At 43.5% G+C, this 22,493-nt stretch carries 26 protein-coding genes; 19 read left to right on the forward strand and 7 right to left on the reverse strand.

Features of this window, described 5'->3' with window-relative positions:
- Window positions 1-149: 149 nt before the first annotated feature.
- From ACED59_RS07485 to ACED59_RS07500, 4 genes are all read left to right on the forward strand, one after another.
- Complete coding sequence (locus tag ACED59_RS07485; RefSeq protein WP_009846818.1) at window positions 150-407, forward strand: hypothetical protein; 258 nt, start codon at window positions 150-152, stop codon at window positions 405-407.
- 181 nt (window positions 408-588) lie between these two features.
- The gene (locus ACED59_RS07490; RefSeq protein ID WP_029223862.1) at window positions 589-1,047 is read left to right on the forward strand and encodes a DUF302 domain-containing protein; all 459 of its coding nucleotides are present in this window, start codon (window positions 589-591) and stop codon (window positions 1,045-1,047) included.
- A gap of 266 nt (window positions 1,048-1,313) precedes the next feature.
- Window positions 1,314-1,829 (forward strand): adenylate kinase, encoded by a 516-nt coding sequence (locus ACED59_RS07495; RefSeq protein WP_017097409.1) that lies wholly within the window; start codon window positions 1,314-1,316, stop codon window positions 1,827-1,829.
- A gap of 132 nt (window positions 1,830-1,961) precedes the next feature.
- On the forward strand, window positions 1,962-2,204 hold the full coding sequence (locus ACED59_RS07500) for a hypothetical protein (RefSeq protein WP_029223182.1): 243 nt from the start codon (window positions 1,962-1,964) through the stop codon (window positions 2,202-2,204).
- Window positions 2,205-2,309: 105 nt separating this feature from the next.
- Here the strand turns inward: ACED59_RS07500 and ACED59_RS07505 are convergent, their stop codons facing one another.
- Entirely contained in the window at window positions 2,310-2,642 is a 333-nt protein-coding gene (locus tag ACED59_RS07505; RefSeq protein ID WP_009846816.1) for a PBPRA1643 family SWIM/SEC-C metal-binding motif protein, read from the reverse strand.
- Between the two features lie 266 nt (window positions 2,643-2,908).
- Between ACED59_RS07505 and ACED59_RS07510 the strand changes: the two genes are divergently transcribed.
- The 4 genes from ACED59_RS07510 (at window position 2,909) to catB (ending at window position 5,699) form a co-directional block, all read left to right on the forward strand.
- Window positions 2,909-3,625 (forward strand): HAD family hydrolase, encoded by a 717-nt coding sequence (locus tag ACED59_RS07510; RefSeq protein ID WP_017097408.1) that lies wholly within the window; start codon window positions 2,909-2,911, stop codon window positions 3,623-3,625.
- Between the two features lie 96 nt (window positions 3,626-3,721).
- Entirely contained in the window at window positions 3,722-4,105 is a 384-nt protein-coding gene (locus ACED59_RS07515; RefSeq protein WP_017097407.1) for a nuclear transport factor 2 family protein, read from the forward strand.
- Between the two features lie 142 nt (window positions 4,106-4,247).
- Entirely contained in the window at window positions 4,248-4,979 is a 732-nt protein-coding gene (locus ACED59_RS07520; protein ID WP_004733853.1) for a glucose 1-dehydrogenase, read from the forward strand.
- A gap of 93 nt (window positions 4,980-5,072) precedes the next feature.
- Window positions 5,073-5,699: a type B chloramphenicol O-acetyltransferase gene (gene catB / locus ACED59_RS07525; RefSeq protein WP_017097406.1), complete on the forward strand. Its 627-nt coding sequence runs from the start codon at window positions 5,073-5,075 to the stop codon at window positions 5,697-5,699.
- Between the two features lie 79 nt (window positions 5,700-5,778).
- Here catB and ACED59_RS07530 read toward each other — a convergent pair whose 3' ends face one another.
- Complete coding sequence (locus tag ACED59_RS07530) at window positions 5,779-6,144, reverse strand: cytochrome c (protein WP_017097405.1); 366 nt, start codon at window positions 6,142-6,144, stop codon at window positions 5,779-5,781.
- Between the two features lie 220 nt (window positions 6,145-6,364).
- Here ACED59_RS07530 and ACED59_RS07535 point away from each other — a divergent pair, with 220 nt between their 5' ends.
- The 3 genes from ACED59_RS07535 to ACED59_RS07545 are packed head-to-tail and all read left to right on the forward strand — an operon-like array spanning window position 6,365 to window position 7,356.
- Complete coding sequence (locus ACED59_RS07535) at window positions 6,365-6,616, forward strand: Rho-binding antiterminator (RefSeq protein WP_029223861.1); 252 nt, start codon at window positions 6,365-6,367, stop codon at window positions 6,614-6,616.
- Between the two features lie 8 nt (window positions 6,617-6,624).
- The gene (locus ACED59_RS07540) at window positions 6,625-6,858 is read left to right on the forward strand and encodes a hypothetical protein (RefSeq protein WP_004733848.1); all 234 of its coding nucleotides are present in this window, start codon (window positions 6,625-6,627) and stop codon (window positions 6,856-6,858) included.
- Window positions 6,859-6,906: 48 nt separating this feature from the next.
- Window positions 6,907-7,356: a GyrI-like domain-containing protein gene (locus ACED59_RS07545; protein WP_009846810.1), complete on the forward strand. Its 450-nt coding sequence runs from the start codon at window positions 6,907-6,909 to the stop codon at window positions 7,354-7,356.
- A gap of 150 nt (window positions 7,357-7,506) precedes the next feature.
- On the opposite strand, the gene gltS is transcribed toward ACED59_RS07545, so the two are convergent.
- The 3 genes from gltS to ACED59_RS07560 form a co-directional block, all read right to left on the reverse strand.
- Window positions 7,507-8,730, reverse strand: a complete 1,224-nt coding sequence (gene gltS, locus ACED59_RS07550; RefSeq protein ID WP_009846809.1) for a sodium/glutamate symporter — start codon at window positions 8,728-8,730, stop codon at window positions 7,507-7,509.
- Window positions 8,731-8,806: 76 nt separating this feature from the next.
- Window positions 8,807-10,180 carry a patatin-like phospholipase family protein gene (locus ACED59_RS07555; RefSeq protein WP_017097403.1) on the reverse strand — a complete coding sequence of 458 codons (1,374 nt, stop codon included), beginning with the start codon at window positions 10,178-10,180 and terminating at the stop codon, window positions 8,807-8,809.
- 205 nt (window positions 10,181-10,385) lie between these two features.
- Window positions 10,386-10,976: a glutathione S-transferase gene (locus ACED59_RS07560; RefSeq protein WP_029223860.1), complete on the reverse strand. Its 591-nt coding sequence runs from the start codon at window positions 10,974-10,976 to the stop codon at window positions 10,386-10,388.
- A 173-nt stretch (window positions 10,977-11,149) separates the two neighbouring features.
- Here ACED59_RS07560 and ACED59_RS07565 point away from each other — a divergent pair, with 173 nt between their 5' ends.
- On the forward strand, window positions 11,150-13,405 hold the full coding sequence (locus ACED59_RS07565; RefSeq protein ID WP_017097401.1) for a peptidase U32 family protein: 2,256 nt from the start codon (window positions 11,150-11,152) through the stop codon (window positions 13,403-13,405).
- A gap of 101 nt (window positions 13,406-13,506) precedes the next feature.
- On the opposite strand, the gene ACED59_RS07570 is transcribed toward ACED59_RS07565, so the two are convergent.
- Complete coding sequence (locus ACED59_RS07570) at window positions 13,507-13,971, reverse strand: thioesterase family protein (RefSeq protein WP_009846805.1); 465 nt, start codon at window positions 13,969-13,971, stop codon at window positions 13,507-13,509.
- A 198-nt stretch (window positions 13,972-14,169) separates the two neighbouring features.
- Entirely contained in the window at window positions 14,170-16,005 is a 1,836-nt protein-coding gene (locus ACED59_RS07575; RefSeq protein ID WP_017097400.1) for an ABC transporter ATP-binding protein/permease, read from the reverse strand.
- Window positions 16,006-16,546: 541 nt separating this feature from the next.
- Here ACED59_RS07575 and artP point away from each other — a divergent pair.
- The 7 genes from artP (at window position 16,547) to ACED59_RS07610 (ending at window position 22,441) form a co-directional block, all read left to right on the forward strand.
- Window positions 16,547-17,275 carry an arginine ABC transporter ATP-binding protein ArtP gene (gene artP / locus ACED59_RS07580; RefSeq protein WP_009846803.1) on the forward strand — a complete coding sequence of 243 codons (729 nt, stop codon included), beginning with the start codon at window positions 16,547-16,549 and terminating at the stop codon, window positions 17,273-17,275.
- A 103-nt stretch (window positions 17,276-17,378) separates the two neighbouring features.
- Window positions 17,379-18,122, forward strand: a complete 744-nt coding sequence (locus ACED59_RS07585) for a lysine/arginine/ornithine ABC transporter substrate-binding protein (RefSeq protein ID WP_009846802.1) — start codon at window positions 17,379-17,381, stop codon at window positions 18,120-18,122.
- Window positions 18,123-18,125: 3 nt separating this feature from the next.
- Window positions 18,126-18,812 (forward strand): arginine ABC transporter permease ArtQ, encoded by a 687-nt coding sequence (artQ, locus tag ACED59_RS07590; protein ID WP_009846801.1) that lies wholly within the window; start codon window positions 18,126-18,128, stop codon window positions 18,810-18,812.
- A complete protein-coding gene (gene artM, locus ACED59_RS07595) occupies window positions 18,809-19,477 on the forward strand; it encodes an arginine ABC transporter permease ArtM (RefSeq protein ID WP_010441034.1) in 669 nt (222 codons plus the stop codon). The genes artQ and artM overlap by 4 nt, the downstream gene beginning before the upstream one ends.
- Before the next feature lie 379 nt (window positions 19,478-19,856).
- Entirely contained in the window at window positions 19,857-20,714 is an 858-nt protein-coding gene (locus ACED59_RS07600; protein ID WP_017097399.1) for a tyrosine-type recombinase/integrase, read from the forward strand.
- Window positions 20,711-21,802: a transposase gene (locus ACED59_RS07605; RefSeq protein ID WP_017097398.1), complete on the forward strand. Its 1,092-nt coding sequence runs from the start codon at window positions 20,711-20,713 to the stop codon at window positions 21,800-21,802. The genes ACED59_RS07600 and ACED59_RS07605 overlap by 4 nt, the downstream gene beginning before the upstream one ends.
- A 297-nt stretch (window positions 21,803-22,099) precedes the next feature.
- Window positions 22,100-22,441, forward strand: coding sequence for a hypothetical protein (locus tag ACED59_RS07610; RefSeq protein ID WP_371704828.1), 342 nt, complete (start codon window positions 22,100-22,102; stop codon window positions 22,439-22,441).
- Window positions 22,442-22,493: the final 52 nt, after the last annotated feature.

Raw genomic sequence — 22,493 nt, forward strand, 5'->3', positions numbered from 1 at the left:
AATGCCAATAAAAGTAGATACATGGCACATGGTGTTATCTCGTGTCTCATTTCTTTCTAATAAAACTCTAAAGGACAACAATGAGTTCGAGAACCGAGTGATAAGTTGTTAGTATTCGTCAACTTTATAAATGTTAGATGGCTATATAAATGCTTGATAATAAATATATTAAACACCCTTATCACTGTGAGCAGTGCAACGCACTTACCCCGCACCTTGCTGTTAACGCTTCCGATGCTCAATCTAAAGCGGAAGCGGAATCTGAAAAGAAACAATGGAAACTAGGCGTGTTGATGGAGTACCTGATGACGTTATTGTTTAAAGGTGACCATAATGTTCCCGGTTTTTATGTCGACAGTGATTACGAATACCAGTGTGAAAAGTGTGGGACTAAGTCGTGGCACTGATCATGTGTTTAGCTTTTGAAACAATTCCTATCTCAACTGCTGATAATAAGACGCATTAGAAAAGTGATCCTCTCTGCAAATTGAGAATGGAAACGTGTCTATACTGACATGGGTTACGTCGCTGATTTTAGAAGTGGCGCTACGAATGTAAGTTTGATTAGGTTAAATCTCAGAGGTGACGATGAAAAAATTACTACCACTATGCGCCATTTTACTCTCGGCATCATTTTCAGCTACGGCTTCTGATGGTTTGATTAAATATCAAAGTAATTACTCAGTGAAAGAGACCGCTGACCGCTTTGAAGAAATCGCCAAAAGCAAAGGATTGACCTTGTTTGCGAGAATCGACCATCAGAAAAACGCGAGTAAGGTCGATCTTGAATTGAGACCAACCGAAGTCATCATCTTTGGTAACCCGAAAGTAGGGACACCATTAATGCAATGTGCTCAAGAAGTCGCGATAGATTTACCGCAGAAGGTGTTAGTCACGGAAGATTCCAATAAGAAAGTATGGTTGTCTTACAACGATCCTAATTACTTGGTAGAGCGTCACGCGATCAATGGCTGTGACAAAGTGATTCAAAAAATATCGGGTGTACTAAGTAAGTTGTCAGAAGCGACAGTGGCTAAAGCTGAATAACCGAGCCAATAGGCACTCATTTAGACCATTAATGGGTGCGACTTGACGATGATATAGCTTCCCAATCAACGTTTGGCTGCATTGACAACTAAGCAACAATATATAAAAGTAGTGTTATGAAACTGAATTTAGCGTCATCTAACCAACGAATTATCATCATTCCATAGGAATGGTGGGATTGTTGATGCGCTTTGTTTATCGAACCCACCCGTAAGGTGGGTTTTTTGTCGCTGTCTTATGGGTTTTATCTGAATAGAGGAAGTCATATGAAAAAGGTCGCGGTTTTTGGCAAACCTGGGAGTGGAAAGTCCACAATCAGCAAGGCGTTGGCTCTAGCTACAGGCATAGAGCTTCACCAGTTGGACTCTATTGTTTATAAGGCCAACGGAGAGTTTGTTGAGCGTGAAGTGTTCGACCTAGCGCACGACAACATAATCAATTCTGAAAGCTGGATCATCGATGGTTTTGGCCCTCTAGGCTCGTTCAACACACGGTTAGATGCAGCTGATACCTTGGTTTATATCGACCTTCCTTATTCAACTAGCTACTGGTTTGTAACCAAGCGAATGCTCAAAGGTTTATTTGTTAAACCTGAAGGCTGGCCTGATGGAAGCTCAGTGATAAAAGGCACGATACAAAGTTATAAGACACTAAAACTGTGTCCTAAATTTTGGAATGACGACTTTAGAGCGCAGTTAGAATTGCGCGCTAAAGAGAAAGAGGTTTACATCATCAGAAGCGTGACTGAATTGAATAACTTTGTTCATCAACACGTCACTTAACAGTCGAGAGCTTACCTTTCTTTGAAACGCTTTAATTTGCTCATAACTTTATGAAAATATATAGATTTAACTCAACATGTGGCATATTTGCCATGTGTTGAATTTGTGCTTTGAGTTAAGGCTATAGATATTATGTATGGAAGTGAGAAGACGAGAGCGTTCTGCTGTAACTGTAAGAAACTTACACTGCATAGGTACACGATGTTCAGTAGCCAAGTGCAAAAGGCACCACAAGCTGAAGATAAAGAACCGAGTTTACTCCAACGAATTTTATCGGAGTTTCTATCTTTTGGTGTTACAGGTTCGGGCGCGACAGGTGATTACAAATGTACCCAATGTGGAACATATTTGAATACACCAGACAACCTCGACTGAGTTTGTGGGTTTGGCTTAGGCAAATAAAAACGGGAAGACCTCAATGATCTTCCCGTTAGATATTACTTAACTCATCGTGCTATTGGCAGTTTTGAGTGAGAAGCCTTATGCGCAACACTTCTTGTATTTCTTACCGCTACCGCAAGAACATGGATCGTTACGGTTAGGTGTTTTTTCGAACGTCATTGTTTTTGGCTTGTTTAGCAACGTGTCGAACTCAAGTGTGTTTTCTTCTTTCTCTGCATCCACAGATACAGTCACGAAGATTGAATGTTCAGCAGCGATTGCTTCAACTTCAGTTTTGCGAGCGTCAGTTTGAACCGTTACATTGACTGGTGACTCTTCAGTACCCACTTTAACATCGCGGTTTACGTTGTAGCCTGCAAGAACGTGATTTTGTCTTGTTTCAATACGGCCTTTGAAAAATAGTTTCGACATTGGGTACTCGTTAAAATTTTGGATGACGCTATTCCAATGCTGGATAAGCGTTATAGAGCGGGGGATTATACTGATATATTGCAATTGATAAAGCGGTTATGTGAGCAAAGCTTGTTTAGTTATTCTCGTATAACGATTCTACGCACCGCAACCTCTCAATTTTTTGCTTGTTCCGGGTTATATTTCAAATTAGAAACAATAAAATTTTCCTCAATAGGGGGTAGAGTGATAAATTCAAATGGCCAATTTAAACAAAGAGATAGTGTATGAAATTAGATGCCATACTGTGGGATTATGATGGAACCTTAGTCAACTCCGTTCCAAAGAATATCGCAATCACCAAAGACATTATCTCTTTAGTTGCGCCACACTTGTCAGGCGACAACTTACCTAAATATTTGCTTAGCGAAGCGCTTTATCGTGAAGCTAACCACGGTGCTAAAAACTGGCAAGCCTTGTATGTTGACTATTATGGGATGTCTCATGATGAAATGTTGATCGCTGGTGGTATGTGGGCAGAGCATCAAGAGCAAAATCAAACTCCCGTAGCCTTGTTTGAGGGAATGGAAACCGTGATCAGTCAGTTCGCGCACCTTCCTCATGGGGTTTGCTCGCAAAACTCTCAATTGAATATTCGAACTGTACTCGATAGCTACGGTATCGGTGAGGTGTTTAAGTCAGTTGTTGGCTATGACGATGTATCGAATGGTAATCAAAAACCGCATCCGTTTGGCGGCATGAAGTGTGTTGAGAACATATTTGGTGAAGCTCACTCTAAAGAACTGTGTTTGATGTATATCGGTGACCATGAAGCGGATACACAGTTTGCTCGCAATATTGAAGCAGCATTGGGTAAGAACGCAAAAGTGATTGCGGTGGCTGCCGGTTATAGCCGTTCTGAGCCTAAAAACTGGCAAACCAAGCCCGATTATATTGCGAACCATGTCGATGATCTTTTAACGATCATCGGTAAGTATACGTAGAGGTATATAGTTTAAGTACGCTTAAAGCGATCTCTTCACGTACCTAAATAGCTATGTAAAAAATTCGTTATAACTGAACGATTTAAAGGAAGAATAATGACACCAAAAGAAGTGGTATTAGGATTTTGGGATGCAATGCGCAGTAATGATTTTGCCAAGGCAAGCGAATGGCTAGCCGCAGATTTTGAAGGCTATTGGCCTCAGTCATCTGAACTCACATTAGGGCGCGATAACTTTACGGCAATCAACTCTGAATACCCAGCTAATGGTGTTTGGGAATTCGCCCTCAATTCGATTGTCTGTGAAGGTGATACGGTAGTAACGGACGTTTCGGTTACTGACAGTGTATTGAAAGACCGAGTGATTACCTTTCACACGGTTGTTGATGGTTTAATTCAAAAGCAAACTGAATTTTGTCCAGACCCGTTCGAAGGGCCGGCGTGGCGATCGCAGTGGGTTCAGGTTGTATCGAAAAATTAGTTTGTATCGATACGATCAGTTTGTAACGAAAACCCAGGTCGTATCGAATAATCAGGTTATATCGAACGATCAGGTTATATCGAACGATCAGGTTTCATCGAAAAATCAGGTTATAACAAACAAGTGGCATTAGGAGGTTTCATTGAGCAAGGTAGTGATTGTAACAGGCGGAAGCCGAGGCATTGGCGCAGCGACGTCTAAATTGTTGGCCAGTAAAGGCTATGCCGTATGCGTTAACTTTATACACAATGAGTCGCGAGCTGAAGATCTAGTGAACGAGATTCGCGAGCAGGGCGGAACCGCGATAAGCGTGCGTGCGGATGTGTCTGTTGAATCAGATGTGAAATCTTTGTTTGAGATTGCTCGTAACAAGCTAGGCCCAGTGACTCATTTGGTCAATAATGCCGGGATCTTGTTTACCCAGTCACCATTAGTTGACATCGAATTGGATCGCTTTGAAAAGGTGATGAAATCGAACGTATCAAGCTGCTTCTTGTGCAGTAAAGCCTTTATCAAACAAGCTGATGGTGCAGGTTCTATTGTGAATGTATCGTCTGCGGCTTCGCGAACGGGCGCACCGTTTGAGTACGTGGATTACGCAGCATCGAAAGGTGCGATGGATTCACTCACCAAAGGCTTATCGCTTGAATTGGCTTCACGTAATATCCGAGTGAATGGCGTAAGGCCTGGTTGTATTTATACTGAGATGCACGCAGATGGCGGAGAGCCTGATCGCGTAGACAGACTAGCCTCGCAGCTACCATTACAACGAGGTGGCACACCAGAAGAGGTGGCTAACTCTATCGCATGGTTATTATCAGACGAAGCTTCGTATGTAACCGGTTCGTTTATTGATATTGCAGGCGGTCGTTAGGGCACGTTGGCATTTACACTAAGATAAACCTGTTAAAACCATAAACACGCAACACAAGTACCTAACTAAAAGAACGAAACTAAGAGTACAAACATGAAAAACTATTTTGAGAGCCCGTTTGTCGGAAAGTCACTCAAAGAACAAGTGACCAACCCAAACATCATCGTGGGCGAACATAGCTACTATTCAGGTTATTACCACAATCACAGCTTTGATGATTGTGCGCGTTATCTGCTGCCTGATAGAACAGACATCGACAAGTTGATCATCGGCAGTTATTGCTCGATTGGTTCAGGTGCCGTATTTATGATGGCGGGCAACCAAGGCCACCAAAATCAATGGGTGAGTACCTTCCCGTTCTTCTACCAACACGACGAGAAGTTTGAAGATGCGATAGACGGCTTTGAACGCTCTGGTGATACCGTGATTGGTAACGATGTGTGGGTTGGCACCGAGGCCATGATCATGAGTGGTGTTAAGGTCGGTGACGGAGCGATTATCGCAAGTCGAGCAGTGGTGACTAAAGATGTAGCACCATACTCGATTGTCGGTTCAAACCCTGCACGCCATATCCGTTATCGATTCGATGACACTGAGATTGCTCAGTTGTTAGAAATGAAATGGTGGGAGTGGAGCGAAGAACAGATCAAAGGCGCGATGTCGTTGATGTGCTCTTCAGATATCAACGGGCTTTATCATTATTGGAAAGCGATCAAGTAATCGCAGTCCCCGATATAGCCACGCGTGACAATGTTGCCCCTCATGGTGTTTATACAAGAATGCTCACACAAGCGAAAACTTACTGAATTGAATCTACATACCACAAGATATCTAACGCATCTTGCTTTGTTATCACACCTTGCCACGCTGGCATGCCTTGTTCCACATCGCCCTCTAAAATGTCATCCGCCAAAGAGCTTGGGCTGGCAAAAAAGCCATTGAGTTTATTAGCGATGTTAGCCGGTTTGTGTGGTAACGAAGCGGAAGTTGGTCCGTCGCCATGTCCTTTGTCGCCATGGCACACCTGACAAAGCTGTCGATATTTGGCTTTGCCATTGGCAAAGTGCCTCGCATCGATTTCTGAGGCGGCACTTGCATTAAACGTCATCATTGAAGCGACTAAGCCTAAAAAAGCTAACACGTGTAAATGGTTCATGGTTTTCATTGTTTTGTTCTCGATTATTATTTAACAATGAAAGAATAAGCAGGCGTGAGTAGAAGAAACGTGAATGGGTTAAGCTGGATTAAGCTAAGTTTAGAAGTAGGTTTAGAAGCAAGTTTAGTTTCGGACGAACATCAATGTGATTTGGGTAAATGATTGATTATATGCATATTGCATAGTATGGCGTGTCGCATTAGCGTGGTGGATGAATTGGAGGGGTATTATGATTAGTTGCAACGATTACGATTATATTGAGATTGTGTGTATGCACCGATACCCAATCAAATTAACGCTGAAGTCTGGCGAGCAGATTGAATGTGTCGGATTAGATACTCAACGCAATGATAGCCGTGAAGAGTGCATTAAGGTCAGTATTCAAGGTGTAGAACAACTTGTCGTACTCACTGATCTTTCCACACTAGAAGTCTGTGTCAACAATCCTCATTTTCAGCAAATTTCATTCAAAACGTCATAGGCTTTCAAATGAATAACACCATAGAACAATGCTATTGCACCGCGTGCAGAGAAGACACACAACACGTTGTTGTGTTGGTCAGAAAGACCAGTGCGTTTGCAGACAAACCTAACCAAAAGCGAAGCGAGTTTTGGGCAGGCATGATAAAAGGTTGGTTCCTTGGCCCGTTTATCGCGTCAATGGATGAGTTTTCTCGTCATCTTGTCTGTGAAAAGTGTGGCCACAAAGAGATACAAGATTAGTTAAGATTTTACATAGTTAAAACGTCGATTGGCTTAGGAATAAAACGAATGAAAGTAGAAACGATTGAAGCCGTAAAGGCGTACGGGTTTTCAGTAAGAACCACTAATACCGATGAGATTGATCCAACAAAAGCAAAGATAGGTCAATTATGGCAAGGTTTTTTCGATCAAGCTTTTCCTAAGCTGACACCAGATTCAAAAGTGTATGGTGTCTACACCAATTACCAATCGGATTTTACTGGTGAGTTTGATGTTATTGCATGTACCAATGCACTTACCGATAACAATTTAGATGACCTAGTCGAAACCGAAATTGAAGCAGGTAAATATCTGACGTTTTCTGCTGAAGGTGAACTTCCTCAAGCGGTCATCGATTTATGGGGCGAAGTGTGGGCGTACTTCAACGCAGCAGATTGCCCACATGTTCGAACTTACACGACAGACTTTGAATTTTACAAAGGCGAAACTGAAGTCGAGATTTCGATAGCGATTCAATAAGCTTTGGGTAGTCGTTAGTGATAGTCAAATTGAGTCATTAGTAAAAGAGTCGCTCTGTATGAGCGGCTCTTTTTATTGGGGTATACCGCCTAAATAAATTGCGGTACACCGCTTTAACAAATTGTGGTGTACCGTCTTAACAAAGGTCAGCTACATCATTCTCATGAAGTAAGGAATAATCAGTGCGTTCGCTAAATCAATGAAGAACGCGCATACCAATGGCACGATGATGAAGGCTTGTGCTGAATGCCCATATTTCTGACTTACTGCCGACATGTTTGCCATGGCTGTAGGTGTTGAACCTAACGAAATCCCTCCAAACCCAGCACATACAACGGCTGCATCATAGGTCTTACCCATTGATGGGAACACGATGAAGATATTGATTATCACGGCTAGTAGCAGCTGCATTGCCAATATCGCGAAGATAGGACCCGCCAAATCAATGAGCGTCCAAAGTTGCATGCTCATTAGTGACATCGCCAAAAATGTACCCAAGGATATTTCAGCAATTAAGTCGATAGCAGGCGAGCGTGTTGGCCATTTAGTGCCTGATATTCTTGGGTAGGACTCTGGCATTACGTTGGTGATCACGATACCTGCAAATAAACACGATACGAACAGTGGAAGCTGTAACCCGGTTTGACTGATCAATTCATTAAGCAACGCGCCGACAATGACACAAATATGAATCGCTAACACGGCGTCTAAAAATTGAAATGATGTAAGAGCTTGGTGTTGTTTTTTTGCATTTGAATCGATTGAGTTTGATTGCCCGTCAGCAGGTTTGAGGTTGTGACGTTTGATGAGAAACTTCGCAATAGGCCCCCCCATCAGGCTGGCTAAAATCAGCCCGAATGTTGCACTGGCGATACCTATTTCCATCGCGCTTTCTAGGCCGAACTCTTCTGCAACCTTGGGTGCCCAAGCAATCGCGGTACCATGTCCGCCAATCAGTGAAATACTTCCGCTGAGCAGGCCAAAGACAGGCTCTAGGCCAAACATTGATGCGACAGAAATACCGACGATGTTCTGCATAATCATGAAGAAGATAGTGATTGATAGCAAAATCACCAAGGGCTTTCCGCCTTTGAACAGGTCTTTCAAACTTGAGTTAATCCCAATCGTGGTAAAGAAGTAGACCAATAATACATCGCGGGCAAACAGATCAAACTGCACTTCGATTGAGGTCGTCGCGTATAAAACCGCGAACAGAAGCGATGCCAAAATCCCACCAGAGACAGGTTCAGGGATACTGAACTCTTTCAAAAAACCGATGACTTGATTCAGCCTTCGTCCGACAAATAGAACCACGATCCCCATGGTCACTGCAAAGAATGACCCGAGATGTAAGATGTTGTTTTCAAATTCCATAGTGATCCTTGTAAAGGTGAAGTTATGACGTAACTTTAGTTGCCCAACCGTGTGTTAATAAGCAACTAGATTAGCATTATTTGTTGCGTTCAAATGATAAAAAGTTTCGGAATTCCGGATCGGCAACAAGTTGTTTGTTACCTTCTTCAATCAATAGATCGACGTTTTCTTTGTCTATCATAAAGTCCGTCGGAATTTGATTGAGCAAATATCGCTTGGCGCTGTTGTCTGATTTATTTAAGCTGATCTCAATGAAGTAGGGTGAAACCTTACGACCTTGATGAGAGGCCAGTTCTTGCCAAGATTGCAACTCGTCAACGATCAAATCTTTTGTTGTATCGTTGTAGCGATGCAACTGGATATCGGTGATGACATCCACCGTTTGTTTCATGGAAGGCGCTTCAATCGACTCTCCAATGCCAGATTCTGGGTTCGTCGACGCATCAACCGAAATGATGACAATAGGACGCGCGTGCTGGGTGTCGTACAAGTTTTTCAGCTCTTCGTTGTCGTTGTAACGCAAATATTCAGACATCTCATACACCGACAGTAAACCGAGGTTGTCAGTAATCCCGCCATCCACAAGGTGGAGATAACTCACATCATCCTTATTGCTATAGGACTCTAGCGATTTGATGAGATTTCTATTGCGATAACTCGTGGCTTCAAATGAGGGTTGTAAATGCTCTGATTTGTCACAGTCATTTTTGTTTTCTAGTACCACAGGTGTGAAAACGAAAGGCACAGCAGAAGAAGCCGTCACCGAACTGGACACTGAATAACTGTTCAAGTCTGAACAAATGAGGTCAAAATACTCTTGTGTGAATGAAAAACGCGAACCCGTTGAAATGTCGGTCGCGTTAATAACAATGTAGGGTGCATCTTCTCGGTGCATGTCGGCAAATGTACTTTCACCGAAGATGTTGGCTTTGTAATAGTCGGTGGCTTTGTCTGTTCTGGTGGCGTACGAGAACCAATAAGTCGGAGATAAAAGGATGGAGAACAGATCTTTCGAGACTTCGTGATAAAGGAACGTTTCTTCGTAATCTTCGAATATCTGGTCACCATACAAACCATAATACGCGGCGGTAAAGCTGCCACCGGATACCGAACTGATCATATCAACTTCTTCTAACAGATTAACCGTTTCACCATGAACTTCGATGTTGGTATCGCGCAATGCTTGCAACACACCATATGAGAGCGCCGCCGCACGCGTGCCGCCACCAGAAAAAGAGAGGATCAACGTAACTTTGCTATTGGGCTTATTGAAGCTCTTCGCCGTGTAGGTTTGATTCTGCTGCGCAGCAGATGGGCTTGTGTTGGTTGCTTTGTTTTTCGCGCTACAGCCTGAAAGGGCAAGCGAGAAGGCCACTAACAGTGAAACTTTCGCGAACCCTTTAAAATCGGGGTTAGGTGTGTTGAATGTGTTTACTTTGTTTTTTGGCATAGCGCATTTCAAACTAACGTTGTGATTGAGTGAAATGCGATTTTCGTTGATATCTAATATGCCATCAATAGCATCGCTTGCGATTCAGTGTCACGATTTTCATAACAATAGAGAGCTGTCTATGCATATTTAGAACTGTTTACAGTCATCTTCGGTAATCTTCAGCAATTTGGAGTTATCTCCAGCAATTCATGGAGACTTAATTCTACCCAAAAAAACAATCTTGCTTGGTTTCATTCCACAAAGGGTATTGCTTCATGACTTGGGTGTAGAGCTTACTTTCAAGGTGCGCTCTTAACCAACGTCCTACGTTTTTATATTCAGATTGCACAAACCACTTCTTCTCGACTCTTACGAACTGGCTAACAAACGGCATCACGGCAAAATCGGCTAAGCTTGGGGTTTCTCCGAAAAAGTAGGGCTGCTCGGTGAGTAGCGCTTCTAACTGACTAATGAACGCTTCGCAGGCTTGTCGACGTTGTTCCGTATCGATGTTTCGGTAACGAACAGACGCACGGTATTTCTCTAAGTGACTAATAAACTCATCATCGTTAACTTTAATGAGCTGGTGGACTTGTTGGCTAAGTGTTGGGTTACTTGAACGCAGAAGATCTTGAGGATCGTTTTGTTGAAGCGCCCAATTCATCACGTCTAAGCTCTGTTCGATGATTTGGCCATCTGGCAATACCAATACTGGAACAGTGCCTTTTGGCGAACTGGCCAATAGTTCGCTAGGCTTATCTTTGGTAACAATTTCTCGAAGTAACACTTTCTGCTGTGATAGTGCGATACCCATCCTTCCTCGCATAGCGTAAGGGCAGCGTCTTAAAGAATAAAGGATAGGTAAATCGAATTCGTTTGGCATTATTGAGGTCATTTAGTTTGGAAAGTGTTGTTAGGTGGTAAAGAGATCGTGTTGTAGGTAGAATACGCGCCTTAAAAATTATAAGTAAGTGAGCGACTTCAAAAATGAGCAGAAAGATTGAGTTATTAGCCCCAGGTGGCGATGTCGAGGCGATTAAAGCCGCTATCGTGGCCGGTGCCAATGCGGTTTATTGTGGTTTAGACACCTTCAACGCTCGTAACAGAGCCTCTAACCTTTCGTTAGATGAGTTGAATGGTGTGATTCGCCTTGCTCATGAATATGGTTGTGAAGTGTTTCTGACTCTTAACGTTGTGCTGCTGGAGCATGAAATTAAGACTATCACTAAATTGCTGAACCAACTGGTGAACACCAAACTAGACGGCATCATCGTTCAAGATCTTGGTTTGTTTGATTTGGTGAAAAAGCATTTCCCATCGTTAGATGTTCACGCATCGACTCAGTTAACGACGCACAACGAAGGCCAGATTAAGTTCTTGTCTAAGATTGGCGCGACGCGCGTTAACTTGTCTCGTGAATTGAACCTACCAGAAATCAAAATGCTGACGGAAGTGGCACACGATCACGATGTTCTAACTGAAGTGTTTGTACATGGCGCTTTGTGTATCGCATTCTCTGGCCAATGTTACTCAAGCTCTGTAAGTGTCGGTAACTCAGGTAACCGTGGGCGTTGTAGCCAAGCGTGTCGTGATGAATACGAAATCACCAACGCAGGCAACAAGTTCCCACTTAACCTGAAAGATAACTCCGCTTACTACGACCTACCTGAACTGGTTGACGCGAAAGTTGACTCGTTGAAAGTAGAAGGCCGTATTAAAGGCGCACACTACGTATACACTGTGGTAGACACGTGGCGAAAACAGATTGATAGCTTTGTAGAAAGTGGTTTGTTGATCGAAGACGATTCAAACCTACACAAAGTATTCAACCGTGATTTCACCAACTCTTTCCTTAAGGGCAACCTAACGAAAGACATGTTCATCGATAACCCTCGCGACAACAGCATGAACTACGCCGTTGATAAAGCGACGAAAGAGAACAATGAAATCTCTGTTGTGCAAATTCAAGAAGTAACTAGCGATCTTTATGAAGCTAAGAATGCGCTAGGTAGCGAAATGCGCGACAAGATCGAGTTCCTTGATATTCGTAAAACACCTGTGTCATTGTCGTTTAGTGCTAAGGTGGGTCAACCATTTACGGTGACAGTGAACACACCAAAAGAAAACTTTACGCTTCAATCTCAATCGTTATTGGCAACAGCTAAAGAGACTGCGATTACTCAGGCGTTACTTGAAAAGCGTTTCAAATCAGTGAAGAGTGCTGTTCATACGCTTGAAAACTGTAACTACGACAACTTAGATGAAGGTCTGATTCTTCCTTTGAAAGAAGTGTCGGTCTTAAAAGACGAAATCGATTTCATCTTAAACGGTTCTGTGAAAGTGATTAAGCACGTTGAAGTGCCAGCACTGCCTCAGCACCCGAAGGTGAACGAGAAGCCAACTATGTCGATGCTTATCGCGGATGTGGAAGACCTACACCTGTGTGACGTAACTGACGCGGATGTATACTTCAAACTGCCTGAAAGCTTCAAGAAGCGTTGTAACAAGTACATCGATATCTTGGCAGCAAACCCACGTTTGATTCCTTGGTTCCCTGCAGTATTGATCGGCAAAGATTACGACGAAGCAGTTCGTATCCTTGAAGAGATCAAGCCAGCTCGCATCGTGACCAACAACACGGGTATTGCCTACAAAGCTTACGAGATGGGAATTGAGTGGGTAGCAGGCCCGTTCATGAACACCACAAACTCTCACGCATTGGTTACGCTGAAAGAAGAGCTAAACTGTGCTGGTGCTTTCATTTCGAACGAGATCAACAAAGGTCAGATTCGTCATATTCGCCGCCCAGAGAACTTCAAACTGTTCTACAGCATCTACCACCCAATCTTAATGATGACCAGCCGTCAGTGTTTCTTCCAAAGAACGGTAGGTTGTAACAAGCCAAGCATTGAAGCCGGTTGTATGCTGAAGTGTGAGAAAGCGACCACGATTACTAACGTGAAAGGTATCTCTTTCGCGGTTGATAAGCAGAAGGGTGGCTACCCAAGCATTTACAACCACGAGCAGTTCTTAAACCATGACGCTGTAACGGATTTCTCTGGTCTGTTCGACGAGTTCTTTATTGACCTAACCAACATCGGTGCGGGTTCGAAAGAAGTACAAGACAAAGTAGAGCTTATCAAACACTTCCAAGGTTTGATTGACGGCGTTGATGGTTCACAACAGAACCTAGAGCAGATGGTTGAAGTTCGAACTAACGCTCAATACGTGCAAGGTCTATAGCCAAAAGCTTCAAAGTCCAGAAGATCAAAAAAAAGGCCACTCAATCGAGTGGCCTTTTTAATGTCTGAAACTTTCTGAGTTTTTCTGAATCAGCGAATAGGTTATTCCGTCACGGCTTCTTGTTTGAAGCATGGGCTCTTTAACGTGTTCATCTTCTCGATTTCATTGGTTAAACGCAGTGAAAGCAGCGCTTTTTGGTTTGAAGCAAAATCGAACATAACGATGGTCGCAGTGCCGATTGTCGTCAGCTTCTGTTGAGCCTTACTGACGATCGCGTATTCCATGGTGAAGCGGTCGTCTTGAATGTCTGTAACACGCGAACCGATCATCAGCGTGTCTGGATACGTGACTGGTCTGAAATATTTACAATAAGTGTCGCCAAGAACAGGGCCAACTTTGGTAATCGCCATCTCTTCCATCAGCTCGACATGCTTGAAAAAATCTAAGCGAGCCGTTTCGAAATAACGAAAATATACGGCGTTGTTAACGTGATTAAGGGCGTCCATTTCTCCCCAAGCGACAGGGATTTCTGTTACTACCGGGTAGTCAGATAATAGTGCTTCCATGCGAACTCTCTTATTGTTATCTGTGTAGTTAGTGTTATCTGGGTAATTAACGTTATCTATTTACCCTTCATCGGGATCAGTTGTTATTGGAATAAAAACCCTACCGCTAAATTAACAAAACTGCAACACGTGTGATTTAAGTTTTTGAAGCTTGAAACCACACAATGTCAGTGACTTAGTTGCACATCCACTCAATGTTCACACATTGAGGTGTTTGAATTGCAGTTCAACTAAGCGTTGGTACAATTCGCAGCTATTGATGAGCGACTGGTGGTCGCCAATGTCTACTAGCTGCCCTTTATCTAGCACCGCAATCTGGTCGGCGTGTTTAATTGTTGATAATCGATGGGCGATAATGATGGTCGTTCTGCCACGCATTAACTCTTCTAAAGCTTGTTGAACGTGATGCTCACTTTCACTGTCTAGCGCACTGGTTGCTTCGTCCAACAAGAGAATATTCGGATCTTTTAAGATGGCACGAGCGATGGCAATACGCTGACGCTGCCCGCCAGACAATCTAACGCCACGTTCACCAAGAAAGCTGTGATAGCCTTCAGGTAAGTTCTGAATGAACTCGTGCGCGTGCGCTTTTTTCGCCGCTTCGATAACTTGCTCGTCCGTTGCTTCTGGGTTCCCGTATCGAATGTTATGGAACACATCGTTGCTGAACAGAGCGGGTTGCTGAGGGACTAATGCCATCTGCTTTCTTAGCTCGTTCGGATCAAACTGATTCAGTTCAACACCGCCTAACGTTACTTTGCCTATTTGTGGGTCGTAGAAACGTTGCAGCAGTTCAAATAGGGTGGTTTTACCTGCGCCAGACGGGCCAACCAATGCCAACACTTTACCTTCATGGGCCGTTAGCGTGAGGTTGCTTGTTGCGGGCTGGTCGGGTCTTGATGGGTAACAGAAGGTCACATCATCAAAAGCGACTTCTGGTGTCACGTTATCGAGTGATGTTGGGTTTTCTACAGGCGCAACAATATGGCTTTCAACTTGTAGAATTTCAATTAATCGTTCTGTCGCACCTGCCGCACGTTGCAACTCACCCATCACTTCAGAAATCGTACCTAATGACGAAGCGACCATAATGGCATAGAAGACAAATGCAGCCAGATCACCCGCCGACATCGTGCCGTTGATGACATCGCTGCCACCAACCCAAAGCATGCCTGCAATCGCACTGAACACGATAACAATCACACCAGAGATAAGAATCGCGCGTTGTTTTACACGTTGGCGACCAATCTCATAAGCCTTTTCTACTTCAATTGCGAACGATGCTTTCTCTTGCGCTTCTCGGCTGTAGCTTTGCACCGTTTTGATGTGTTCAATCGCTTCGCCAGCATAAGAACCCACATCAGACATCGAATCTTGGCTTTGGCGAGAGAGGGCTCTCACTCGTCGACCGTATACCAAAATCGGAATCAGGATAAACGGCACAGAGGCCAACACGATCAGCGTTAGCTTAATATTAGTCGCGAACAGCATGATGATTGCGCCAATACACATCAGCGCGCTGCGCATCGCCATAGAGAACGACGAACCTATGATGCTTTGAAGCAGAGTTGTGTCGGTTGTGATGCGCGACATGATGTCGCCACTGCCATTGGTTTCAAAGTAACTCGGGTGAAGCGTCACCACGTGATTGAAAACCGACAGGCGTATATCCGCACTTACTCGCTCACCAACAGAAGAGACCAAATAGAAGCGAAAGAAGGTGCCAATCGAGATCAGCACGACTACAACCATGATGAATTGAATCGCACTGCCTAAATCTGATAACGATTGTTGGCTGAAGCCTTGGTCGATAAGAAGGCGAATACCGTGTCCGACCGAAAGGGTTAAGCTCGCCGTGAAGATCAAAGCGATCAGCGCTGCAATCACACGGCCTTTATAGGGCTGAATAAATTTGCTGAGCTCAAATAAAATACTGAGGCTTTTCTTCTCAGGTTTGGGTTGTGGCGCTTTTTTAGTCGATCGTTGAGCCGTTCGCTGAGTAGAGTCACGCGTAGAAGAGACATCGTTTTGCATATGACTGCCTTAATGTGTTGTCGCTTTAAGAGTAGATGGCTTGTTGTTTGTACGTACTTGTCACGAATCAAGTGCTAGTCGTTCGTAAATGTTTGTTGCTTACAAGAGAAACCATTAAAGCACGCATCGCTGACTGATGCTTCCTAGGATACTCAATTTTCGGACTTTGATGCCTAGCAAGTGAGGGAATCTTACTGTTCAAAAGGAACATTAAGCATTTAGTGGCGCTTGAAATAAAGATCAAACGAGCTATTTGATTCTAATTTTTATGCATGTGAGCGTAAGCCAATAGCGAATAGAAGCTACAGGTTCTTAGCTATTGTACTGATTTTTTAATTGGAAGAGAAACGTTTGCTTTTCCCTCGATTTCAAGCTTATCAGCAACTTGTGACTTTTGGTTGTAAGACCAGTTATAGCGACTGTTTTTTGCGCAACTTTCGTTACAAAAATTCAACAAAATAGTTTTTTATACATTTTTCTTGCATAAAAACTCGAATTGAATAGAATAACCAACAAATGACAATTAATGCAGTATTGTGGCATGAGTATTCAAGTAAAGAGCATCAACAAATCATACGGTAATACCCAAGTTCTTCATGACATCAGCTTTGACTGTGAAAGTGGCGAAACCTTGGTATTGCTTGGCCCAAGCGGTGCGGGCAAGAGTTCATTACTGCGTGTATTGAACCTGTTAGAAATCGCGGACAACGGCGAATTAGACATTGCGAACGAGCAATTCGATTTTTCAAGCCAGATCCAAGAAAAGCAGGGGCTTAAACTTCGTCGTAAAGTTGGCATGGTGTTCCAACAATACAACTTGTGGCCACATATGACGGTGATGGAAAACTTAATTGAAGCTCCCACCAAAGTCGCGGGTTTAGATAAGCAAGAAGCGATTAAGCAAGCTCAAGAAGTGCTAAAGACACTTCAACTTGCCGACAAAGCAGACGCTTGGCCACTTCAACTGTCTGGTGGTCAACAACAGCGTGTTGCGATTGCACGTGCGCTGATGATGAAACCGGATGTGTTGTTGTTTGATGAACCAACAGCGGCGCTTGATCCTGAGATCACCAACCAAGTTGTGAGCATTATTAAAGAGTTGAGTGGAACGGGCATTACTCAAGTGGTTGTGACACATGAAGTTGATTTCGCGAAGAAGATTGCTAGCCACGTTCTGTATCTAGAAAAAGGGTACATCGTTGAACACGGCACCAGCGATTCATTCGTTAACCCGCAGACACCCGAGTTTGCCGAGTATCTTACGCATTAAACCTAAGTTGACTCACTAGATTTAGCTAAACACAACATCGATTAAAACAATTAAATTATAAAAATGGCCACAGGTCAAAATCACACAGATTCGGAGTAACAAAATGAAAAAGATTCTACTAGCTTCACTTATCGGCCTTTCTTCTGCAGGCATGGCTGTTAATGCATCGGCACAAGACGAAATCAAATTCGCAATGGAAGCGACTTACGCACCATTCGAATACATGGACGAGAACAACCAAATCCAAGGTTTTGACGTAGACCTAGCAAACGCACTTTGTGAAGAGATGAAAGCAACTTGTACTTTTCACAACCAAGCGTTCGATAGCTTGATCCCAGCGCTTAAATTCAAACGTTACGATGCCGCTATTTCGGCAATGGACATCACTGAAGCGCGTCTTAAACAAGTAAACTTCTCTAACGCTTACTACGACAACTCGGCAGCATTCATCTCTATTGAAGGTAAAGTAGCAGACCAAGCAGCACTAGAAGGTAAGCGTGTTGGCGTTCAAAACGGTTCAACTCACCAGAGCTTCCTACTTGAGCAAATGGCTGGCGTAACAGCGGTACCTTACTCAAGCTACCAAGATGCATTCATCGACATGAAAAACGGTCGTATCGATTCAGTATTTGGTGACACAGCGGTAGTAGCTGAATGGTTCAAAAAGCAAGACAACCTAACGTATGTAGGCGACCAAGTAACAAACCAAGAGTACTTCGGTAACGGCTTTGGTATCGCAGTAAACAAGAGTAACCAAGAACTTGTAGACCAGCTTAACGTTGCACTTGCAGCAGTGAAAGCGAACGGCGAATACGACAAGATCTTTAACAAGTACTTCGGTAAGTAATTTATGGAATTAACGGGTTACTCTTTAGGGCTCGTCGAAGCAAGCTGGATGACAGTTCAGCTTGCGTTCGTAAGCCTATTGGTTGGATTGGTTCTAGCAGTGTTGTTTGCAAGTGGTGAGATGTCTCGTCGTATTGCAATCAAATGGCCAACGACTGCATTTGTGACGATTGTTCGTGGTTTACCAGAAATTCTGGTCGTACTGTTTATCTACTTTGGTTCGACACAAGTTCTGTTCATGATCACTGGCGACTTCATAGAAGTGAGCCCGTTCTTATCTGGTGTTGTTGCACTGTCACTTATTTTCGCTTCTTACGCTTCGCAAACTATTCGTGGTGCGTTGAAAGCAGTAAGCAAAGGGCAGAGAGAAGCAGCAAGTGCGCTTGGTATTTCACAATCTCGTGCTTTCTTCAGAGTCGTATTGCCACAAGCAGTGAGACACGCGCTACCAGGTTTAACCAACCAATGGCTGGTTCTATTGAAAGACACTGCACTGGTTTCATTGATTGGCGTAACCGATCTATTGAAACAAGCGCAATTAACATCAGCGGCAACGCACGAAGCATTCACTTGGTACGCGACAGCAGCAGCAATCTATTTGGTCATCACTTTAATCACACAAAGATTGGTAAAAGTGATTGATGGTAAGTTCTCTATTCAAGGTTTGGGTAACAAAGGGGCAATGGCATGAATCAACAATACCTCTCCCAAATGCTTGAGGGCTTAGCGACCAGTCTGCAACTCACAGGCGCTTCATTGCTTGTTGGTTGTATCTTGTCATTGCTGATGACGGTAACGCTAATCCTAAGAATACCGGCGATTCACTGGTTAACTCGTGGCATCATTACGCTGTTTACCGGCACACCATTGTTGGTTCAGATTTTTTTGGTGTATTACGGCCCGGGTCAATTCGATTGGATTCGTGAAAGCTTCCTATGGACATGGCTTAGCCAACCTTGGTTCTGCGCAATGTTAGCACTCGCACTGAACACCGCGGCATACAGCACGCTACTGTTCAGAGGTGCATTCAACGCGATTCCAGCAGGGCAGTGGGAAGCATGTCGCGCATTAGGCATGGACAAAATCGCAACGCTTAAAGTGTTACTGCCATACGCACTACGTCGCGCCGTTCCAGCTTACTCGAACGAGGTGATTCTAGTCTTCAAAGGTACATCACTGGCAAGCACCATCACCATCATGGATTTGATGGGCTACGCTCAGCGTATCAACGGCCAAACCTACGACACACTCACAGTGTTCGGCATTGCTGGCGCATTCTACCTAGCAGTGAATGGTGTATTAACGCTGATCTTCCGTCAGGTAGAGAAGAAAGCCCTCGCATTCGAAGCGGCATAAGCTAGCAATTCACAAGTTAACTAACGTATAAAGCCTGCCATTTATGTTCGCATAAATGGCAGGCTTTTTTGTGTTTGGGGTATGTAAGGTGAATACTGTTTTTACGTACAGTTTAGTGAGATTTTCGCTAAAATCATACTATATGGAAATATTCTGCATTTTGTCATTCAATTAGCTTATCTATGTTTTAAGTCACTGAAATACTGTGATTAATCATGGTAGAGTGCCGTGCATATGAAACTAGATAGAAAAATTCTATATTTAAATGCAGAATTTTTCTGTCTAAGAGCTGTTGAACTAAGCCGCTTCGCGGAGGGCTTTCCTCTCACTTACCTGATAGACCAAACTTATGATGTATCCATAGATTAAGGAATACATCATGACCTTATTAAGACAACAACTTATCGATGAAATGGCGGTTCGCCGTTTTTCTCCGAAAACCCATGCAAGCTATTTACGTTGGGTTAAAGATCTATCTACTACTTACGATCTGTCCCCCGATTTACTCACTGATCAACAGATTAGTGCGTATTTACGTACGCTCACCACAGAGCGGAGCTTAAGTAGTAGTACTTGTGCTCAAGCTTTGAATGCCATCTTGTTCTTTTATCGTGCCGTTTTGAATAGAGAATTTGAAGAGCGATTGGTTCCCCCGATTAAACGCGCCAGTAAAATACCGGAGCTGCTTAATCGCGAGGAAGTAAGAAGTATCATTAGTCATTGTCGAAGTCTTAAATATCAGACCGCACTTGAAATGTGTTATGGATGTGGCCTACGTGTCAGTGAGGTCGTAGGCTTGTACGTGAAAGACATTGATGGTACGGCGAAACGACTGCACATTCATTGTGGTAAAGGTAAAAAAGATCGCTTTGTTCCACTGGGTGATAGCCAACTGAATCATCTTCGAAATTACTGGTGTCATTATCATCCCACCGTAGTGCTGTTTCCCAGCCTAGAGCCCGAAAAGCCATTGGGTATTAGCTCTCTGCAGAAATGCTTCAAAGCAGCAAAAGTTGAGGCAAACGTCAGAAAATTAGGAGGAATACACGCTTTGAGGCACGCTTATGCGACTCATCAGCTTGAGTCGGGCATGCCTTTGAATGTTCTTCAGCGTTACCTCGGACATTCGAATATCAAAACGACATTGAGGTACACCCATTGGATAGGTCATCACAACGAAAGCTCGGACGGAAGTAAGTTCGACTTAGTTGCTCAACTATGGGAGGAGAGCGAATGAACGCATTATCTCCTTACCAAGCCGTATTAACACAAGGCTTAGAAGAGCTTGATAAAAGCAAAGTCACACCGAGACAGTGGCAAGTGCTTAACCATTTAAGAGACTGCCGAACAGAGCGTATGGGCAGCTACGACTGGCGTTGTCAGCAATGTGGTCATGAAACGCGTTGGTACTGCTCTTGTCGAGACCGTCATTGCCCCAATTGCCAAGAGCAGATGAGACAGCAATGGCTAACAAAGCGAAGCCAAGATATTTTACCTGTGGCCTACCATCATATGGTTTTTACCTTACCTCACGAGTTCAATGCTCTGGTTAAAGCGCATCCTAAGGTGGTTTATCAATGCTTGTTTCATTCAGTGTGGGCAACATTATGCGCGTTTGCTAATGAGCGGCATCACCTTGTCGGTCAACTTGGAGCATTAATGGTTCTTCACACTTGGGGAAGAAATCTGAGTCAACATACTCATATTCATTGCCTACTACCGAGTGGGGTGCTTACAAAAGATCGGCAATGGCAACCGACAAGAAAAGAGAGTTACCTGCTTCCGGTTAAAGCCTTATCCGTTCGCTTTAAGAAAGAGATGTTATGTCGAGTAAGCGAGTTGATAGCAACGCACAGTAATTTATTAGAGGAAGCCGCTAGTAAGAGATGGGTTGTGTACAGTAAACCTGTACTCCACGAGCCTACAGCGGTAGTGGGTTATCTATCTCGGTATTGCAATCGTATCGGGTTAAATCCCAACCAATTAAGTTATAACGTGGATGGCCGTATCACGATGAGTTACAAAGACTATCGAACCAATGGGACGCAAAGAATGTGTTGTAATGCGGGCGAGTTACTTCGACGCTTACTTTTACATGTGTTGCCTAAAGGGCTAATGCGAATACGCTACTATGGCTTTTTAGCTAATGCTGTACGGGTAAAAGCGATAGCGGAAATTAGGCAAAGCTTACAAAAGCGACCCGTAGAGAAATCGGAAGTGCTGAAAGAGAAACCTTGTTGTCCGAACTGCCATAGCAACAGCATGGTACTCGTGTGCATCAATATTAGACCTAGGATAGTCGTTTCAGAGCACCGACTGACCTAGTTGTCTGATTGTAATGAATAAAATTATCGTTGTGTTATGGCGAGAGAGGGGCATTGTTCGCTTTTAAAAAGATTATGCAACGGGTATAGTCGCAGTAGATAAATTGGTGGCTAGAAGTGGAAAATGGACGGCTGATGGGGTACCAGTCTTAATGATAAGAGTGGAACGTAAGTCAGTCCTAAAAAGCAAACTCCATAGATAGAAGCGGCCAAGTCCAACAGGTATTTATCCATTGTGCTACGACAACGGATAAATACTTAAGCGTTATGTGCAAATAATCTCAAACAGGCAGGTGTAATGAATAATTTGTTCACGTATATATCGGCGATAAAAGAAGAGCCTGAAGGTCTGTCGGTAGTAGAGAAAGTCTTAAACAAACGGACTTTCGACGAAGATGGTATTCTCATGGAAAACAGTGAGTTGTTCGTAAATTTTAACAATGGTGTCGCTGTAAGAAAGCTAACTGAGCGTGAATTATCAGGACGTACAACGGACGCAGTTTGTGAGGAGTGCTGGATTTCATATGAAGTAACCGAACAGCCGCACGCTTTAAATATAGCGCCCAAGAAAAAGAACTTTACGAATCAATGCCAAGAGTCATTTTGGCTAAAAATTAGTAAGGCTCAGTCAAGCACATAACTAATAAGGATTAAGGTGTTGCGTAGCCAACACTAAATCCCAAGTGTTGAAC

Origin of the sequence: Vibrio sp. FF266, from assembly GCF_041439695.1 — a bacterium.
GTDB classification, from domain to species: Bacteria; Pseudomonadota; Gammaproteobacteria; order Enterobacterales; family Vibrionaceae; genus Vibrio; species Vibrio tasmaniensis_A.

Coding starts and splice junctions, on each gene's coding strand:
- ACED59_RS07485 (WP_009846818.1), top strand. CDS start 150: ATGCTTGATAATAAATATATTAAACACCCTTATCACTGTGAGCAGTGC.
- ACED59_RS07490 (WP_029223862.1), top strand. CDS start 589: ATGAAAAAATTACTACCACTATGCGCCATTTTACTCTCGGCATCATTT.
- ACED59_RS07495 (WP_017097409.1), top strand. CDS start 1,314: ATGAAAAAGGTCGCGGTTTTTGGCAAACCTGGGAGTGGAAAGTCCACA.
- ACED59_RS07500 (WP_029223182.1), top strand. CDS start 1,962: ATGTATGGAAGTGAGAAGACGAGAGCGTTCTGCTGTAACTGTAAGAAA.
- ACED59_RS07505 (WP_009846816.1), bottom strand. CDS start 2,642: ATGTCGAAACTATTTTTCAAAGGCCGTATTGAAACAAGACAAAATCAC.
- ACED59_RS07510 (WP_017097408.1), top strand. CDS start 2,909: ATGAAATTAGATGCCATACTGTGGGATTATGATGGAACCTTAGTCAAC.
- ACED59_RS07515 (WP_017097407.1), top strand. CDS start 3,722: ATGACACCAAAAGAAGTGGTATTAGGATTTTGGGATGCAATGCGCAGT.
- catB (WP_017097406.1), top strand. CDS start 5,073: ATGAAAAACTATTTTGAGAGCCCGTTTGTCGGAAAGTCACTCAAAGAA.
- ACED59_RS07530 (WP_017097405.1), bottom strand. CDS start 6,144: ATGAAAACCATGAACCATTTACACGTGTTAGCTTTTTTAGGCTTAGTC.
- ACED59_RS07535 (WP_029223861.1), top strand. CDS start 6,365: ATGATTAGTTGCAACGATTACGATTATATTGAGATTGTGTGTATGCAC.
- ACED59_RS07540 (WP_004733848.1), top strand. CDS start 6,625: ATGAATAACACCATAGAACAATGCTATTGCACCGCGTGCAGAGAAGAC.
- ACED59_RS07545 (WP_009846810.1), top strand. CDS start 6,907: ATGAAAGTAGAAACGATTGAAGCCGTAAAGGCGTACGGGTTTTCAGTA.
- gltS (WP_009846809.1), bottom strand. CDS start 8,730: ATGGAATTTGAAAACAACATCTTACATCTCGGGTCATTCTTTGCAGTG.
- ACED59_RS07555 (WP_017097403.1), bottom strand. CDS start 10,180: ATGCCAAAAAACAAAGTAAACACATTCAACACACCTAACCCCGATTTT.
- ACED59_RS07560 (WP_029223860.1), bottom strand. CDS start 10,976: ATGGGTATCGCACTATCACAGCAGAAAGTGTTACTTCGAGAAATTGTT.
- ACED59_RS07565 (WP_017097401.1), top strand. CDS start 11,150: ATGAGCAGAAAGATTGAGTTATTAGCCCCAGGTGGCGATGTCGAGGCG.
- ACED59_RS07570 (WP_009846805.1), bottom strand. CDS start 13,971: ATGGAAGCACTATTATCTGACTACCCGGTAGTAACAGAAATCCCTGTC.
- ACED59_RS07575 (WP_017097400.1), bottom strand. CDS start 16,005: ATGCAAAACGATGTCTCTTCTACGCGTGACTCTACTCAGCGAACGGCT.
- artP (WP_009846803.1), top strand. CDS start 16,547: ATGAGTATTCAAGTAAAGAGCATCAACAAATCATACGGTAATACCCAA.
- ACED59_RS07585 (WP_009846802.1), top strand. CDS start 17,379: ATGAAAAAGATTCTACTAGCTTCACTTATCGGCCTTTCTTCTGCAGGC.
- artQ (WP_009846801.1), top strand. CDS start 18,126: ATGGAATTAACGGGTTACTCTTTAGGGCTCGTCGAAGCAAGCTGGATG.
- artM (WP_010441034.1), top strand. CDS start 18,809: ATGAATCAACAATACCTCTCCCAAATGCTTGAGGGCTTAGCGACCAGT.
- ACED59_RS07600 (WP_017097399.1), top strand. CDS start 19,857: ATGACCTTATTAAGACAACAACTTATCGATGAAATGGCGGTTCGCCGT.
- ACED59_RS07605 (WP_017097398.1), top strand. CDS start 20,711: ATGAACGCATTATCTCCTTACCAAGCCGTATTAACACAAGGCTTAGAA.
- ACED59_RS07610 (WP_371704828.1), top strand. CDS start 22,100: ATGAATAATTTGTTCACGTATATATCGGCGATAAAAGAAGAGCCTGAA.